This window comes from Nocardioides renjunii (assembly GCF_034661175.1).
Lineage (GTDB): Bacteria > Actinomycetota > Actinomycetes > Propionibacteriales > Nocardioidaceae > Nocardioides > Nocardioides renjunii.
The window spans coordinates 777,906-792,725 of the sequence record NZ_CP141058.1; the positions used below are offsets into that span (position 1 = coordinate 777,906).

Consider the following 14,820-nt stretch of genomic DNA (forward strand, 5'->3'; position numbering starts at 1 on the left):
GGTTCGCGGGTGCGCACCACTGCTCGACGAGCCGGCGAGGCCGTCAAGAAGGCGGCGAAGAAGGCCGGCCGCATGCAGCCGTCCCCCGAGCCGCTGGAGCAGCCGCTCCCGGCGGTCGAGGTCGACGCCCGGGCGGAGCGCCGGCGGCGGCTCCTCGCCAGCAACCTGACCGAGCTGGCCATCGAGTTCCGCACCGACAAGTGGGGCGTGCACAAGTACACCCCGCACTACGAGCGCCACCTGCAGCACCTGCGGGGGGAGTCCTTCACGCTGCTCGAGCTCGGCATCGGCGGCTACAAGAAGCGCCGCAAGAGCGGGGCGTCCATGAAGATGTGGCGCTGGTTCTTCCCTCGGGCCCGCATCGTCGGCCTCGACATCGAGGACAAGAGCTGGCTGACCCGCGGGCACATCCACACCTACCTCGGCGACCAGACCGACCCGGAGGTCCTGCACCGGATCATCGAGGAGCAGGGTGCGCCGATGGTCGTCATCGACGACGGCAGCCACATCCCCGCCCACGTGCGCGAGTCCTTCCGGATCCTGTTCCCGCTGCTGCCCGACGGTGCGATCTACTGCATCGAGGACACCCAGACCTCCTACTGGCCGGCCTGGGGCGGTCAGCTCGACCCGCGGGCGCCCGGGACGTCGATGGACCTGGTCAAGGACCTCGTCGACGGCCTCAACCACGAGGAGTTCCTGGTCGAGGGCTACGAGCCGAGCTACACCGACCAGTGGGTCCGCGCGGTGCACTGCTACCACAACCTCGTGATCATCGAGAAGGGCGACAACCGCGAGGGCACCAACCGCGACCACGCCGCCCACCAGTTCCACGGCTCCTCCGAGCTCCCCAAGGCATGAGGGTCCTCGCATGACCGTCCTCCTCGCGACCAGCGGCGACCTGCCGCAGGGCGAGCCCGGCGCGGCCGCGCTCGACAGCGTGCTCCACGAGCGCGGCACTGACTTCGCCTGGGTGCGCTGGGACGACCCCGCCGTCGACTGGGCCGGCGCCGACCTCGTCGCGGTCCGCTCCACCTGGGACTACGTCACCCGGCACACCGAGTTCCTCGAGTGGGCCGGCTCGCTCGACCAGGCCCGGCTGCTCAACGGCGCCGACGTCTTCGCCTGGAACCACGACAAGCGCTACCTCGCTGACCTCGGCGACCTCCCGGCCGTGCCGACGCTGCTCGCCGACGACCGCGCGAGCCTCGCGGCCGCCGTCGCGGAGCTCGGCACCGCCGTGGTCAAGCCGCGCGTCGGTGCCGGAGGCGCCGGGCTGATCGTGGTGACCGATCCCGACGACCCGCGCCTGGGGCGGCCGGTGCGCAGCCACCCCGACTACCCCGAGGTCGACGGCCCGTGGGTGGTGCAGCCGCTCGTGGAGTCCATCCGCACCTCGGGCGAGGTGTCCGTCTACGTCCTCGGCGGCCGGCTGACCCAGCGCTTCGACAAGCAGCCGGGGCCGGGCGACGTACGCGTCAACGAGGAGTTCGGCGGGCGGGTCCGGGCCGTGGACACGGGTGAGGTCGGCGACCTCGCGATGCGGGCGTACGACGCCATGGCCGAGCGCTTCGGCCGGCCGATGGACTACCTGCGCGTCGACCTGCTGCAGTGGGACGGCGACTGGGTCGTCAGCGAGCTCGAGCTGATCGAGCCGGGCCTCTACCTCGACGTCTCGCCGGCCAACGCCGGGCCCTTCGCCGACCTCCTCGAGGCCCGGCTGCGCGACGTGCGCTGAGCGACCTGGAGGCCGCGCCCTCGGGGCCCCCGCGCCCGTCCGGTGTCGGTCCCGCGCCGGGATGGCCTACGGCGCAGTGGTCATATCGGGCTATTAAGTCCGGCCGGTGTGCCGAGGCATCCTTGAGCGTCCGCCGATAGCGTCGATCGGTGTCGGCCCGTGGGTCCGGGGTCGGTCATGACACGAGAGGGGGAGACGGTGTCTCTGTGCCGCAAGCGAACCAACGAGCGGGGTGCTGCCGCCGTCGAGTTCGCCCTCGTCGTGCCGCTGCTCTTCGTCCTCGTCTTCGGGATGATCGACTTCGGGTGGGCGATCAACCGCTACGCCGTGATCAACAACGCCGCGCGTGAGGGCGTCCGCCTGGCCAGCCTCGGCACGGACTCCTCGGAGGTCGCGGCCTCCGTCCTCGACTCCCTGTCCGACTCCGGCCTCGACGGCGCGGAGATCGACGTGGAGGTCAACTGCCTCACCCCCACCGGCGGTGCCTGCGGGTCCTGGGGGGACGCCGCCTCGGGGGGCACCGCCCTCGTCGAGGTGACCTACGTCGTCGAGTGGCTGACGCCGGTCGGGGCGACCATCAGCGATGGCCTTGTCATCCGAAAGACCAGCCGAATGAGGATCGAATGAAGCTGCGCCGCCGAACCATCCGCCCGCGCGACGAGCGGGGGGCCACGGCCGTGATGGTGGGCCTGCTGTCCACCGTCCTCTTCGCCACGGCCGCTCTCGCCGTCGACATCAGCTCGCTCGCGATGGAGCGGCAGCGGCTCCACGACCACGTCGACTCCGCCGCTCACGCCGGCGCCTTCGCGCTTCCCGGCACCGGGACCCAGGCACAGACCGCGGCCCTCAGCATGGCCAACAGCCAGGACGGCGACCTCAACCTCACGGCCGGCGCCAACACCAAGCTCCTGTGCATCGTGGCGTCCACCGGCGTGACGCGCGAGGTCAAGGCGTCGCAGATCCCGAGCACGTGCAACCCCGGCCCGCCCGGCGCGCCCTTCACGGCGTCGCGCTACCCGGGCCTGAGGTGCAACAGCTACATCTGTGCCATCCCGTGCGCCACCGGCACCGCGGCCAAGTGCAACACGATCGAGGTGCGAGCCGAGAAGCCGGTCGACTACGGCTTCGCGCCGATCATCGGGTTCGACCAGGGCAACACCGGCTCCGTCGCCTCGGCGGCGTGCAAGGGCCCGTGCGGCAGCGAGGTCCCGAACCCGCTCGACATCGTCATCATGGCCGACCGCACGGCCTCCATGCCGTCGGCGGACCGGGCGCAGATGAAGATGGCGATCCTCAACTCGCTCAAGACGATGACGCCGTCGCTGCACCACGTCGCCTTCGGTGCCCTGGCCAAGTCCCGCACCTCCGGCTTCACGCCCAAGGGCAGCTTCATCCGCCCGACGCACCCGGCGACCCCGGTCTACGAGGACTGCGCCAGGTTCACGACGACGTCCACCCGCAACGCCTGCCGGGACCGCAACACCGCCAAGCAGACCGTCTACAACGCCGCCGTCGCCGACTGGGAGGCCGGCGAGTCCGCGTTCTCGAAGTCGGCGGGCTGGGACGGCACCGGCGAGACCGACAGCGACGGGATCTGCCGGTCCGAGGCGGTGCGCCTCAACGGCCGCGTCGCCGCCGACACCCGCAACGAGGGCACCTGGATCCCGGTGGACTGGACCAACGGCTACCTCACCGAGACGGGCGCGCTGGTCAGCAACAGTGCGCTGGTGGACGCCATCAGCTGCCTGCCCGAGTCGGCCTCGGGCGAGTACGGCACCAACATCGGCGGCTCGCTCAAGGCGGCGGTGCGCAAGGTGATGGGCGGCAGCACCGTCCCCGGCGCCTCCGACCGCCCGGGCACTCCCCGCAAGGTGGTCATCTTCGAGACCGACGGCCAGCCCGACGAGGTCGGCAGCGCGACGGGAAGCACGGCCATCGGCACCACCAGCGAGCTGTGGAGCGGCCAGCAGTCCACGAGCTCCTCGGTCAAGAACGGCACCAACGGCTGCAACCGGTTCAAGGAGGTAGCCACCAACGCCAAGGGGGCCGGCGTCATCGTGATCACGATCGGCTTCGGCTCGGCCACGACCGCGACCTGCGAGCGCTACTTCGACTTCGCCGGCGAGCAGAAGGTCAAGGACGTGCTCGCCTCGGCGGCCTCCAACGCACCCAGCGGCGGTCCGAGCACGGCGGGCGACTGCACCACCCCCGCGGGCATCGCGGCGGAGAACATCGATGGTGACTACTTCTTCTGCGCCACCAAGGGCGACGAGCTCGCCGAGATCTTCAAGACCGCGCTCAACCAGGTGAGCAACAGCATCAGGTTGATCAAGCTGCCCTGAGGCTCCTCCCGACGCATGACGCCACCCCCGGCCGGGCCGGGGGTGGCGTTTGCACTCTCCGGGGTCGAGTGCTAAACATGAGGTTGGCACTCTCGTCATGAGAGTGACAACGACCCGGGTGACGCTGAGGTCCGCAGAAGTCGGCGTGAATGGATCGCCGGCGGAGCGGGTCGTCCGTCGCGGGCAGCCCGCCCGGCGTCGACACACAGACTCACGTCGATAGGAATCGCACGCGATATGGCCAAGCTGATTGCTTTCAACGAGGAGGCCCGCCGCGGCCTCGAGCGAGGGATGAACACCCTCGCCGACGCGGTCAAGGTCACCCTCGGCCCCAAGGGCCGCAACGTCGTCCTGGAGAAGAAGTGGGGCGCCCCCACCATCACCAACGACGGTGTCTCGATCGCCAAGGAGATCGAGCTGGAGGACCCCTACGAGAAGATCGGCGCCGAGCTGGTCAAGGAGGTCGCCAAGAAGACCGACGACGTCGCCGGTGACGGCACGACGACGGCCACCGTCCTGGCTCAGGCCATGGTCCGCGAGGGCCTGCGCAACGTCGCGGCCGGCGCGAACCCGATGGGCCTCAAGCGCGGCATCGAGGCCGCCGTCGCCGCCGTGTCCGAGCAGCTGCTCGCCATGGCGAAGGACGTCGAGACCAAGGAGCAGATCGCCTCCACCGCGTCGATCTCCGCCGCTGACACCACCGTCGGCGAGATCATCGCCGAGGCGATGGACAAGGTCGGCAAGGAAGGCGTCATCACCGTCGAGGAGTCCAACACCTTCGGGCTGGACCTCGAGCTGACCGAGGGCATGCGGTTCGACAAGGGCTACATCTCGGCCTACTTCGCCACCGACCTCGAGCGCATGGAGGCCGTGCTGGAGGACCCCTACGTCCTCATCGCCAACTCCAAGGTCTCCACGGTCAAGGACCTCCTGCCGCTGCTGGAGAAGGTCATGCAGTCCGGCAAGCCGCTGCTGATCATCGCCGAGGACGTCGACGGCGAGGCGCTGTCGACCCTGGTCGTCAACAAGATCAAGGGCACCTTCCGCTCCGTCGCCGTCAAGGCTCCGGGCTTCGGTGACCGCCGCAAGGCCATGCTGCAGGACATCGCCATCCTCACCGGTGGCCAGGTCATCTCCGAGGAGGTCGGCCTCAAGCTCGAGTCGGCCGGTCTCGAGCTGCTCGGCCAGGCCCGCAAGGTCGTCATCACCAAGGACGAGACCACCATCGTCGAGGGCGCCGGCGACCAGGCCCAGATCGAGGGCCGGGTCAACCAGATCCGCGCCGAGATCGAGAAGTCGGACTCCGACTACGACCGCGAGAAGCTCCAGGAGCGCCTCGCCAAGCTGGCCGGCGGCGTGGCCGTCATCAAGGTCGGCGCGGCCACCGAGGTCGAGCTCAAGGAGCGCAAGCACCGCATCGAGGACGCCGTGCGCAACGCCAAGGCCGCGGTCGAGGAGGGCATCGTCGCCGGTGGCGGCGTCGCGCTCGTCCAGGCCGGTGCCGAGGCGTTCACCAAGCTCGACCTGACCGGCGACGAGGCCACGGGTGCCAACATCGTCCGCGTCGCCATCGAGGCCCCGCTCAAGCAGATCGCGATCAACGCCGGTCTCGAGGGTGGCGTCGTGTCCGAGAAGGTGCGCAACCTCGAGGCGGGTCACGGCCTCAACGCCGCGACCGGTGACTACGTCGACATGATCGCCGAGGGCATCATCGACCCGGCCAAGGTCACGCGCTCCGCGCTGCAGAACGCCGCGTCGATCGCCGCGCTGTTCCTCACCACCGAGGCCGTCGTGGCCGACAAGCCCGAGAAGGCTGCCGCCATGCCCGGCGGTGGCGACATGGGCGGCATGGGCGGCATGGACTTCTGACCTGACGGTCAGGACCACCGCTCCACCACAGCACCACCAGCAGGGCCCCCGCTCCGGCGGGGGCCCTCGCTGCGTCTGCGGCCCCGTGGCGTCAGTGGTCCGGAGGGAGGTGGTGGGCACTGGTACTAATGGGACATGCGCCTCCCCGTGCCCGGCCCCCGCGACCTGTTCTCGGCGCTCGAGCGAGGCGGGGAGCAGGTCGAGGCCCTGCTCGGAGCCGTGCCGCGCATGCTGGCCCTGCTCGACCAGGCCGAGGTGCTGGTGGCGCGGGCCTCCGCGACGATCGACCGGGTCGGGGCGGTGGCCGACGACGCTCAGGAGCAGATCGATCGCGTCGGGGCGGTGGCTGATGGCGCGCAGCAGCAGATCGATCGCGTCGGGGCGGTGGCTGATGGCGCGCAGCAGCAGATCGACCGGGTGGCGGCGGTGGCTGATGGCGCGCAGCAGCAGATCGACCGGGTGGCGGCGGTGGCTGATGGCGCGCAGCAGCAGATCGACCGGGTGGCGGCGGTCTCCGACGGCGCGCAGCAGCAGATCGACCGGGTGGCGGCGGTCTCCGACGGCGCGCAGCAGCAGATCGACCGGGTGGCGGCGGTCTCCGACGGCGCGCAGCAGCAGATCGACCGCGTGGCGGCGGTCTCCGACGACGCGGCCCTGCTCGTGGGGCGCGCCACGACGCTCCTCGACGCGATGGAGCCTTCGCTGACCACGCTGCAGCCCGTCCTGCAGACGCTCGCCGACACCACCCACCCGGAAGAGGTGGCCGCGCTCGTGCGCCTCGTCGACCACCTGCCCGCCCTCACCGAGCAGGTCGAGCGCGACGTGGTGCCGGTGATGAAGACCCTCGAGACGGTGGCTCCCGACCTGCACGAGCTGCTCGAGGTGTCCCGCGAGCTCAACGAGCTCCTCGGCAAGATCCCCGGCGTGGGGCGGCTCAAGCGCAAGCTCGAGGAGGACGACGACGCCTGAGGCGGAACGGGCCGGCGCCACTAGGCGTCCAAGGGGTGTGGCACGGTGAGGACACCGGCCCGGACCACAGGAGGAACCGTGAACACCAGCCGACCCCGCACCCTCTCCGTCACCCTCGTCTCGCTGCTCGCGCTGGGCAGCCTGGCCGCCTGCGGGTCCGACGACGCCGACAGCGGCACCGACACGAGCACCCCCTCGAGCAGCGCCTCCAGCGAGTCCGGGGCCGGCGCGAACGACGAGTCGGGCTCGTCCGGCTCCGGCACCCGGGCCCTCACCGCCGACGGGTCGCTCGCGGGCAAGTGCGCCATGCCGTCGGCCGAGACGCTGGCCACCTTCGACACCGCGTTCGCGGGCACGGTGACCTCGATCGACGGCGGCACCGCCACCCTCGAGGTCGACCAGTGGTACGCCGGCGAGGAGGCCTCGACCGTCACCGTCGAGGCGCCCGGGGACGACCTGCAGGACCTGCTCATGGCCGTCGACTTCCAGGAGGGCGCCGCCTACCTGGTGAGCGCCGACGGCGACCGCGTGAGCCTCTGCGGCTTCTCCGGCGAGCAGTCCCCGGAGCTCGAGGCGCTCTACGCGGAGGCCTTTGCGTCGTGACGTCCGTGGCCGGGCTGCTCCTCGCCGCAGGCGCCGGGGAGCGGTTCGGCGGGCCGAAAGCCTTGGCCCGCGACGACGACGGCACCTCGTGGCTGCTCCGGTCCGTGCAGGCGCTCCGCCCGTGCGCCGAGGTCGTGGTGGTGCTGGGCGCGGAGGCAGAGCGGGCCGCCGCCCTGCTGCCGATGTCGGTGTGGCGCGTGCGCGCGGACGACTGGGCCGACGGGATGGGGGCCTCGCTCCGCACCGGCCTCGACGCCCTCGGCCCGACCGCGCACGACGCTGCGCTCGTCTCGCTGGTCGACCTCCCCGACGTGGGCCCGGCCGTGGTGTCCCGCCTGCTCGGAGCGCACGAAGGGCCCGGGGACCTGGCGCGAGCGGCGTACGACGGCGTGCCGGGCCACCCGGTCCTGATCGGGCGGGAGCACTGGGCGGGCGTCACCGCGACCGCCGCCGGCGACCGCGGTGCCCGCGACTACCTCGCCACGCACGAGGTCGCGCTCGTCGAGTGCGCCGACCTCGCCACCGGCGCCGACGTGGACGCCCGCTGACCCGTCCGGCGCAGCCCAACGTGCGACCAACGTGCCGGGTCGTAGCCTGACCGCATGCCTGTGAGGATGGACTCCGCTGCGGACGTGGCTGCCCGGCTGGGCGGGACGGGATACCTCGCCGACGAGGAGCTGGCCACGGTGGTGTTCCTGGCCGCGCGCATGCAGCGGCCGCTGCTCGTCGAGGGCGAGCCGGGCACCGGCAAGACGGCCCTGGCCGAGGCGCTGGCCCAGAGCCTGGACCTGCCGCTGGTCCGGCTCCAGTGCTATGAGGGGATCGACGCCAGCCAGGCCCTCTACGACTGGGACTTCCCGCGGCAGATCCTCCACCTGCGGGCGCTGGAGGCGGCCGGTGACGTCGACCCCGACGAGGCGGAGAAGAGCCTCTACGACGAGCGCTTCCTGCTCTCGCGTCCGGTCCTCGCCGCGCTGCGGCAGGCGCCGGCGGTACTGCTGGTCGACGAGGTGGACCGCGCCGACGACGAGTTCGAGGCGTTCCTGCTGGAGGTGCTCTCGACCTGGCAGGTGACCATCCCCGAGTTCGGCACGGTCACCGCGCCCGAGCCGCCGCTCGTGGTGCTGACCTCCAACCGCACCCGCGAGCTGCACGACGCGCTGAAGCGTCGCTGCCTCTACCACTGGATCGACCACCCGGGCCTCGAGCGCGAGGTGCAGATCGTGCGCTCGCGCGCCCCGGAGGTCAGCGAGGTGCTGGCCCAGCAGGTGGTCGGCCTGGTCCAGCAGCTGCGCTCGCGCGACGACCTGCTCAAGCCGCCGGGCGTCGCGGAGACCCTCGACTGGGCACGCGCGCTGACCTACCTCGGTGCCGCGGAGCTCGACCTGGCCTCGGCGGCCGCGACGCTCGGCGCGCTGCTGAAGTACCGCGAGGACGCCGACCGGGTGAAGGCCGCGCTCGACCGGATGATGGTGCGATGAGCACCGCCCCGACCAGCCCGACCGGTCCGGCGTCGCCCGGACGTCGGTCCGCGGACGAGGTGCTGCTCGGCTTCACCCGTGCCCTGCGTGCCTCGGGCGTGGCGGTCACGCAGGACCGGTCGCAGGGCTTCCTCGCCGCGGTGGCCGCCGTCGGCGCCGACGACCGCCGGGCAACCTACTGGGCCGGGCGGGCGACGCTGTGCGGCTCGCCGGACGACCTGGCCCGCTACGACCAGGTGTTCGCCGCGTGGTTCGACCCGCGCGACGGGCTGCCGCGGGCGCGGCCGCGCGAGACGCCGCGCCCCGCTGCGGCGCACCTGCTGCCGGACGCCGAGGGTGCCGGCACGGAGGGCGAGGGTGACGAGGACGTCGTCCGCGCCCGGGCGTCGGCCGCGGAGGCGCTGCGGCACCGGGACGTCGCGACGCTCGACGCCGCCGAGAAGCGACGGCTGGCCGGGATGTTCGCCCGCCTCTCGCTGCGCCCGCCGAGCCGGCGTACGGCACGCCACCGCAGGTGGCACCGCGGCCAGGTCGACGCCGCCCGCACCCTGCGCAGCTCCCTGCGTCACCTCGGCGAGCCGGGCGAGATCGCGTGGCGCCGTCGCGGCACCCGGCCGCGGCGCGTGGTGCTGCTGGTCGACGTCAGCGGCTCGATGAGCGCGTACGCCGACGCGCTGCTGCGGCTGGCCCACCGCCTCACCCAGTCCGCGCGCACCACCGGCGGCACGGTCGAGACGTTCACGGTCGGTACCCGGCTGACGCACCTCACCCGGGCCCTGCGCTCGCCGGACGCCGACCGCGCCCTCGTGGTCGCGGGGGAGGTCGTCCCGGACTGGTCGGGCGGCACGCGGCTCGGGGAGACGCTGCAGGTGTTCCTCGATCGGTGGGGCCAGCGCGGCATGGCCCGCGGCGCCGTCGTCGTCGTCTTCAGCGACGGGTGGGAGCGCGGCGACGCCGGCCTGCTCGGCGAGCAGATGGCCCGGCTCCAGCGGGTCGCCCACCGCGTCGTCTGGGTCAACCCGCACCGAGGGAAGGCGGGCTACGAGCCGCTGCAGGGCGGCGTGGTGGCCGCGCTGCCGCACTGCGACGACTTCCTCGCCGGCCACTCGCTCTCCACCTTCGCCGACCTCACCGGGGTGATCGCCCGTGCGTGACGTGCTGCCCGACCTCCTCGCGTGGTGGGAGGCCGGCGAGACCATCGGCGTCGGCACGGTCGTCGCGACCTTCCGGTCCGCGCCGCGGCCCCCCGGCGCCTCCATGCTGGTCGGGCCCGACGAGACCGCCGTGGGCTCCGTGTCCGGCGGCTGCGTGGAGGGCGCGGTCTACGAGCTCGCGCAGGAGGTGGTGGGCACCGGGCAGCCGGTGCTCGAGCGCTACGGCGTGTCCGACGACGACGCCTTCGCCGTCGGCCTGACCTGCGGCGGCATCCTCGACGTCTTCGTCGAGCGGGTCTCGCGCGAGACGTTCCCCGAGCTCGGCGGGGTCGCGGCCGACATCGAGGCGGGGCGGCCGGTCGCCCTGGTCACGGTCATCGAGCACCCCGACCCCGAGCGGGTGGGCAGGCGGATGGTCGTGCGGCCGGAGGGACCCGCGGAGGGCTCGCTCGGCTCCGGGCGCGCGGACGCCGCCGTCCACGACGACGCCCTCGGCCTCCTGGCCGCGGGCACCAACGCCACCGTGACCTACGGCCCCGACGGGGAGCGGCGCGGCGAGGGGATGCGCGTGTTCGTGTGGGGGTTCGCCCCCAAGCCGCGGATGCTGGTCTTCGGGGCCATCGACTTCGCGGCGGCCGTGGCCAAGGTCGGCTCGTTCCTCGGCTACCACGTCACGGTGTGCGACGCCCGTCCCGTCTTCGCCACGACGTCGCGCTTCCCCGGGGCGGACGAGGTCGTCGTCGACTGGCCGCACCGCTACCTCGCGGCCGAGGTCGATGCCGGCCGCGTCGACCCGCGGACGGTGCTCGCGGTGCTGACCCACGACCCGAAGTTCGACGTGCCGCTGCTGGAGGTGGCGCTGCGCCTCGGCGAGGACGTCCGCCCGCGCTACATCGGCGCCATGGGGTCGCGGCGCACGCACCACGAGCGGATGGCGCGGCTCGTCGAGGCGGGTCTCTCGGCGGACGAGCTCGCCCTGCTGTCGTCCCCGATCGGCCTCGACCTCGGTGCCCGTACGCCCGAGGAGACGGCGGTCTCGATCGCGGCCGAGATCGTCGCCCGGCAGTGGGGCGGGTCGGGCGAGCGGCTCGCCACGACCCACGGCCGCATCCACCACGACGACTGACCGGAGGCCGCTGCCCCGCGCCGGGGAGTTGGACGACCGGCACGACCCGCCTATGGTCGTGCGGGTGTTTTCGCTCCCCGCCCTGCCCCGTGTCCTCGCCCGACCGACCGCGCTCCTCGCGGCCACGGTCCTGCTGACCACCGGTGCGGCGGGTGGTCCACCCGCGCAGGCGCGTGAGCAGGACCGCGCGTCGGCCTCGGCCGCCACGTCCGGCCCCGGCAAGGAGTTCGTCGTGGCGTCGCTGAACCTCAAGAAGGGGATGCGGGTCGCGGGCATGCGCCACGACATCGGGCAGGTCCTGGACGGCGAGGCCTCGGTCATCGGCTTCCAGGAGCGGCTCTTCAGCCGCCCGGCACTGCGGGCGGCCCTGCCGAAGTCGTGGACCCTGCTGATGCCGAAGGGCCCGACCGGCACCGACGACAACCCGATCGCCTTCGACAAGGACGTCTGGGAGCTCGAGCGGACCTGGGCCCCCCTCCTGACCGCCACCACGTGGCGGCGCTACTCCGGCCGGATCGCCCACGACCAGTACGGCGTCGCGGCGGTGCTCAGGCACCGGAGGAGCGGGCACGTCATCCGGGCCGTCAGCTTCCACCTGCCCAACCACCTCCACAACCGGCGCACGGGCGGGCCCAACTACGCCAACCGCCGCGGCGTGGAGGCCATGTGGCGGATGGCGAGCAGGATCCGCTCGATCGGGCAGCGCGCGCCGGAGGGTCACCAGCTCGTCGCGATGTGCGACTGCAACGTCACGGCCAACCGCGACACGACCGACCACCTCGTGCGGGGACGGATCACCAGGCCGCTCCGGCTGGAGACCAACTACTCCGCCGACCGGCACCGCCGGGGCTCGGGGATCGACTACGTGATGGGCGAGCGCGACTCGGACTTCCGGATCCACTCCTTCCACTCCTACCGGAACCTGGTCACCGACCACCCGGGCATCGTCGCCACCTTCAGGCGAGCGCGCTGACGCGTCTGCTGTTGCGGTCATCACACTCGGGCTAGGTTGGCGGCGACCGACCGGGAGCCGCCATGAGCATCGATGACCTGCACGCCCGCCGCGTGGACGCCGTGCGCGCCTGGACGCGCTTCGTCTCGGCCAGCGACGACGACTCCGACGCGGTGCGGCCAGAGATCCTCCGGAGCTGGCAGCTGTCGGGAGTCGTCTCGCCCGACGTCACCCAGGCCCCGCTGGCCGACGAGGACGACACCACCGACTTCTGGAACGACTCGCCGCTGCAGACCGCGGTCGAGCGGGTGCAGGACGAGCTGCGCCGCACGGCCGAGGACGGCGACCTCGTCATCGCGATCACCGACGAGCAGACGCGGATCCTCTGGACCTACGGCGGCCGGGTGATGCGGCGCAAGGCCGAGACGGTCAACTTCGTGCCCGGCGGACGCTGGGACGAGAAGAGCGTGGGCACCAACGCCCTCGCCATCGCCGGCCGCACCGGCGCGCCGTCGATGGTCTTCAGCGCCGAGCACTACGCCCAGGTCGTGCACAACTGGGTCTGCTGGGCCGCGCCGGTCTTCGACCCCGCCACCGGTCGCTCGCTCGGCGTCATCGACCTGTCGACCACCTGGGACCGCACGCACCCGATCGGCCTGGCCACCGCCCGGGTGATGGCGCGGCTCATCGAGGGCGCGCTGCCCACCGAGCGGCGTACGTCGGCGGCGGGCGACACCGGGCCCGAGGCCCCGGGCCTGACCCTCACCCTGCTCGGCACGGCCGAGGTGTGGCTCGATGGGCAGCGCCTGCTGCTCAACCGGAGGCAGACCGAGATCCTGGCCCTGCTCGCGCTCCACCCCGGCGGCCTCTCGGTCGAGCACCTGCACTCCCTGCTCTACGGCGACTCGGCCGTCACCACCTCGACCCTCAAGGCGGAGGTCTCGCACCTCCGGGCGGCGCTGGCCGGACAGCTGTCCTCGCGGCCCTACCGCCTCACCATGCCCGTCTCGAGCGACGTCGAGCAGGTGCAGCGGCTCCTGCGGCGCGGCGACGTCCGGGCCGCCGTGCGCGCCTACGGCGGGGACCTGCTCCCCGGCACCGACTCGCCGGCGCTGGTGCAGATGGCCGACTACCTCGCCGTCAGCGTCCGCGAGGCGCTGCTCGCCGACCCCGATCCCGACGCGGTCCTGCGCTACAGCGACCTCGCGCCGTACGACACCGCGGTCGTCGAGGCCTGCCTCGCCGCGCTGCCGGTGCACCACCCCGTCGCCCCGCTGCTGAAGGGCAAGCTCGCCAGCGCGCGGTGACCTCCGAATTGGGGATATCCCTTCACCACACGGCCGGGCCGGGACGTCGTGGCGATCCTGAAATGACGTGCCGCGCCGGGAGGACGTGGCCATGTCCGAGGGAGAACGCATGACCAGAACACGAAGCGGAGCGGCTGCAGCAGCGGTGACCATCCTGGTGGGGAGCGTGCTCGCCACGCCCGCAGCGGGTGCCGTGGCGGCCCCCGAACCCACCACGGTGGCGAAGAAGCTCGTCACACCGCTCAGCATGGTGGTCGCCGGCGACGGCACCGCCTACGTCAGCCAGAACTTCGCCGGACTGCTCACCGCGGTCGTGCCCGGCAAGAAGCCGCAGGTCGTCTTCGCGGCCGAGAAGGGCACCGAGGTCGGCGCCCTGTCCGAGGCGGGCGGCACCGTCCGCTTCGCCACCACCAAGGGCAAGGCGACCAAGCTGTGGTCGATGCGTCCGGGGAGCCGGCCGAGCAAGATCGCCGACCTGTGGAAGCACGAGCGCACGAAGAACCCCGACGGTGACCAGGCCTACGGCTTCGTCGGCCTCGACCCCGCCTGCGCTGCGCAGGTCCCGCCCGACGTGCCCGCCACCTACACGGGCATCCTCGAGTCACACCCCTACGGCTCCACGGTGCACCGCGGCACGACGTACGTCGCCGACGCCGCCGGCAACACCATCGTCGGCGTCAAGGACAACGGCAAGGTCTCGACCGTCGCGGTGCTGCCCCCGGTCCCCGTGGTCGTCACCGCCGAAGCGGCCGCCGCCAACGCGCTGCCGGCGTGCACCGTCGGCAAGACCTACAACTTCGAGCCGGTCCCGACCGACGTCGAGGTCGGCAAGGGCGGCTGGCTCTACGTCACGCTGCTGCCCGGTGGCCCCGAGGACGGCAGCACCGGTGCGCAGGGCCGGCTGGTCAAGGTGAAGGCGAAGAGCGGCAAGGTCCGCGAGGTCGCCTCCGGTTTCGCCGGCGCCACCGGGGTGGCCGTCGCCGACAACGGTGACGTCTACGTCGCCCAGCTCTTCGCCGGCCAGGTCTCGCGCGTCCGCAGCGGAAGCAGCACGGCCAAGCCGTACGCCAGCACGATGATGCCCGCCGCGGTCGAGTGGGCCGACGGGGACCTCTACGTCAGCGCCAACGTGCTGTCGGAGAAGCCGAGGGGCGTGGTGCTGCGCTACTGAGCGCTCCGGCTCCAGCCCGGCTGCTGCCGGGCGTGCGAGGTGGTCTCGACGCGCCACCACTGCCTCGCGCGCTCGGCAGCGCCGCTTGCTCGACCGGGACAGCCTCGACCG

14 protein-coding genes are annotated in these 14,820 nt (G+C 72.5%); all 14 read left to right on the plus strand.

Annotated elements, in window-relative coordinates; all coding sequences use genetic code 11:
* The first annotated feature begins 9 nt into the window (after positions 1 to 9).
* Positions 10 to 858: a hypothetical protein gene (locus SHK17_RS03620; protein ID WP_322921107.1), complete on the plus strand. Its 849-nt coding sequence runs from the start codon at positions 10 to 12 to the stop codon at positions 856 to 858.
* 10 nt (positions 859 to 868) lie between these two features.
* On the plus strand, positions 869 to 1,735 hold the full coding sequence (locus SHK17_RS03625) for an ATP-grasp domain-containing protein (protein WP_322921108.1): 867 nt from the start codon (positions 869 to 871) through the stop codon (positions 1,733 to 1,735).
* A gap of 198 nt (positions 1,736 to 1,933) precedes the next feature.
* Positions 1,934 to 2,362: a TadE/TadG family type IV pilus assembly protein gene (locus SHK17_RS03630; RefSeq protein ID WP_322921109.1), complete on the plus strand. Its 429-nt coding sequence runs from the start codon at positions 1,934 to 1,936 to the stop codon at positions 2,360 to 2,362.
* Positions 2,359 to 4,077 carry a pilus assembly protein TadG-related protein gene (locus tag SHK17_RS03635; RefSeq protein ID WP_172269772.1) on the plus strand — a complete coding sequence of 573 codons (1,719 nt, stop codon included), beginning with the start codon at positions 2,359 to 2,361 and terminating at the stop codon, positions 4,075 to 4,077. The genes SHK17_RS03630 and SHK17_RS03635 overlap by 4 nt, the downstream gene beginning before the upstream one ends.
* Positions 4,078 to 4,314: 237 nt before the next feature.
* Positions 4,315 to 5,946: a chaperonin GroEL gene (gene groL / locus SHK17_RS03640; RefSeq protein ID WP_172269774.1), complete on the plus strand. Its 1,632-nt coding sequence runs from the start codon at positions 4,315 to 4,317 to the stop codon at positions 5,944 to 5,946.
* A 135-nt stretch (positions 5,947 to 6,081) separates the two neighbouring features.
* On the plus strand, positions 6,082 to 6,915 hold the full coding sequence (locus SHK17_RS03645; protein ID WP_322921110.1) for a hypothetical protein: 834 nt from the start codon (positions 6,082 to 6,084) through the stop codon (positions 6,913 to 6,915).
* A 78-nt stretch (positions 6,916 to 6,993) separates the two neighbouring features.
* The gene (locus tag SHK17_RS03650; RefSeq protein WP_322424928.1) at positions 6,994 to 7,518 is read left to right on the plus strand and encodes a hypothetical protein; all 525 of its coding nucleotides are present in this window, start codon (positions 6,994 to 6,996) and stop codon (positions 7,516 to 7,518) included.
* Entirely contained in the window at positions 7,515 to 8,066 is a 552-nt protein-coding gene (locus SHK17_RS03655) for an NTP transferase domain-containing protein (RefSeq protein ID WP_172269780.1), read from the plus strand. Before SHK17_RS03650 ends, SHK17_RS03655 begins: the two co-directional genes overlap by 4 nt.
* Positions 8,067 to 8,120: 54 nt before the next feature.
* Entirely contained in the window at positions 8,121 to 8,999 is an 879-nt protein-coding gene (locus tag SHK17_RS03660; RefSeq protein ID WP_322424927.1) for an AAA family ATPase, read from the plus strand.
* The gene (locus tag SHK17_RS03665; RefSeq protein ID WP_322921111.1) at positions 8,996 to 10,153 is read left to right on the plus strand and encodes a vWA domain-containing protein; all 1,158 of its coding nucleotides are present in this window, start codon (positions 8,996 to 8,998) and stop codon (positions 10,151 to 10,153) included. Before SHK17_RS03660 ends, SHK17_RS03665 begins: the two co-directional genes overlap by 4 nt.
* Positions 10,146 to 11,279 carry an XdhC/CoxI family protein gene (locus tag SHK17_RS03670; RefSeq protein ID WP_322921112.1) on the plus strand — a complete coding sequence of 378 codons (1,134 nt, stop codon included), beginning with the start codon at positions 10,146 to 10,148 and terminating at the stop codon, positions 11,277 to 11,279. The genes SHK17_RS03665 and SHK17_RS03670 overlap by 8 nt, the downstream gene beginning before the upstream one ends.
* Before the next feature lie 64 nt (positions 11,280 to 11,343).
* Positions 11,344 to 12,252, plus strand: a complete 909-nt coding sequence (locus tag SHK17_RS03675; protein WP_322921113.1) for an exonuclease/endonuclease/phosphatase family protein — start codon at positions 11,344 to 11,346, stop codon at positions 12,250 to 12,252.
* 62 nt (positions 12,253 to 12,314) lie between these two features.
* Positions 12,315 to 13,538, plus strand: coding sequence for a transcriptional regulator (locus SHK17_RS03680; RefSeq protein WP_322424924.1), 1,224 nt, complete (start codon positions 12,315 to 12,317; stop codon positions 13,536 to 13,538).
* A 109-nt stretch (positions 13,539 to 13,647) separates the two neighbouring features.
* Positions 13,648 to 14,709 (plus strand): ScyD/ScyE family protein, encoded by a 1,062-nt coding sequence (locus tag SHK17_RS03685; RefSeq protein WP_322921114.1) that lies wholly within the window; start codon positions 13,648 to 13,650, stop codon positions 14,707 to 14,709.
* Positions 14,710 to 14,820 lie beyond the last annotated feature (111 nt).

What these genes read in the sequence shown, in the direction of transcription:
- SHK17_RS03685 (WP_322921114.1), top strand. Translation starts at nt 13,648, where the DNA reads ATGACCAGAACACGAAGCGGAGCGGCTGCAGCAGCGGTGACCATCCTG.
- SHK17_RS03635 (WP_172269772.1), top strand. Translation starts at nt 2,359, where the DNA reads ATGAAGCTGCGCCGCCGAACCATCCGCCCGCGCGACGAGCGGGGGGCC.
- SHK17_RS03660 (WP_322424927.1), top strand. Translation starts at nt 8,121, where the DNA reads ATGCCTGTGAGGATGGACTCCGCTGCGGACGTGGCTGCCCGGCTGGGC.
- SHK17_RS03665 (WP_322921111.1), top strand. Translation starts at nt 8,996, where the DNA reads ATGAGCACCGCCCCGACCAGCCCGACCGGTCCGGCGTCGCCCGGACGT.
- groL (WP_172269774.1), top strand. Translation starts at nt 4,315, where the DNA reads ATGGCCAAGCTGATTGCTTTCAACGAGGAGGCCCGCCGCGGCCTCGAG.
- SHK17_RS03645 (WP_322921110.1), top strand. Translation starts at nt 6,082, where the DNA reads ATGCGCCTCCCCGTGCCCGGCCCCCGCGACCTGTTCTCGGCGCTCGAG.
- SHK17_RS03625 (WP_322921108.1), top strand. Translation starts at nt 869, where the DNA reads ATGACCGTCCTCCTCGCGACCAGCGGCGACCTGCCGCAGGGCGAGCCC.
- SHK17_RS03680 (WP_322424924.1), top strand. Translation starts at nt 12,315, where the DNA reads ATGAGCATCGATGACCTGCACGCCCGCCGCGTGGACGCCGTGCGCGCC.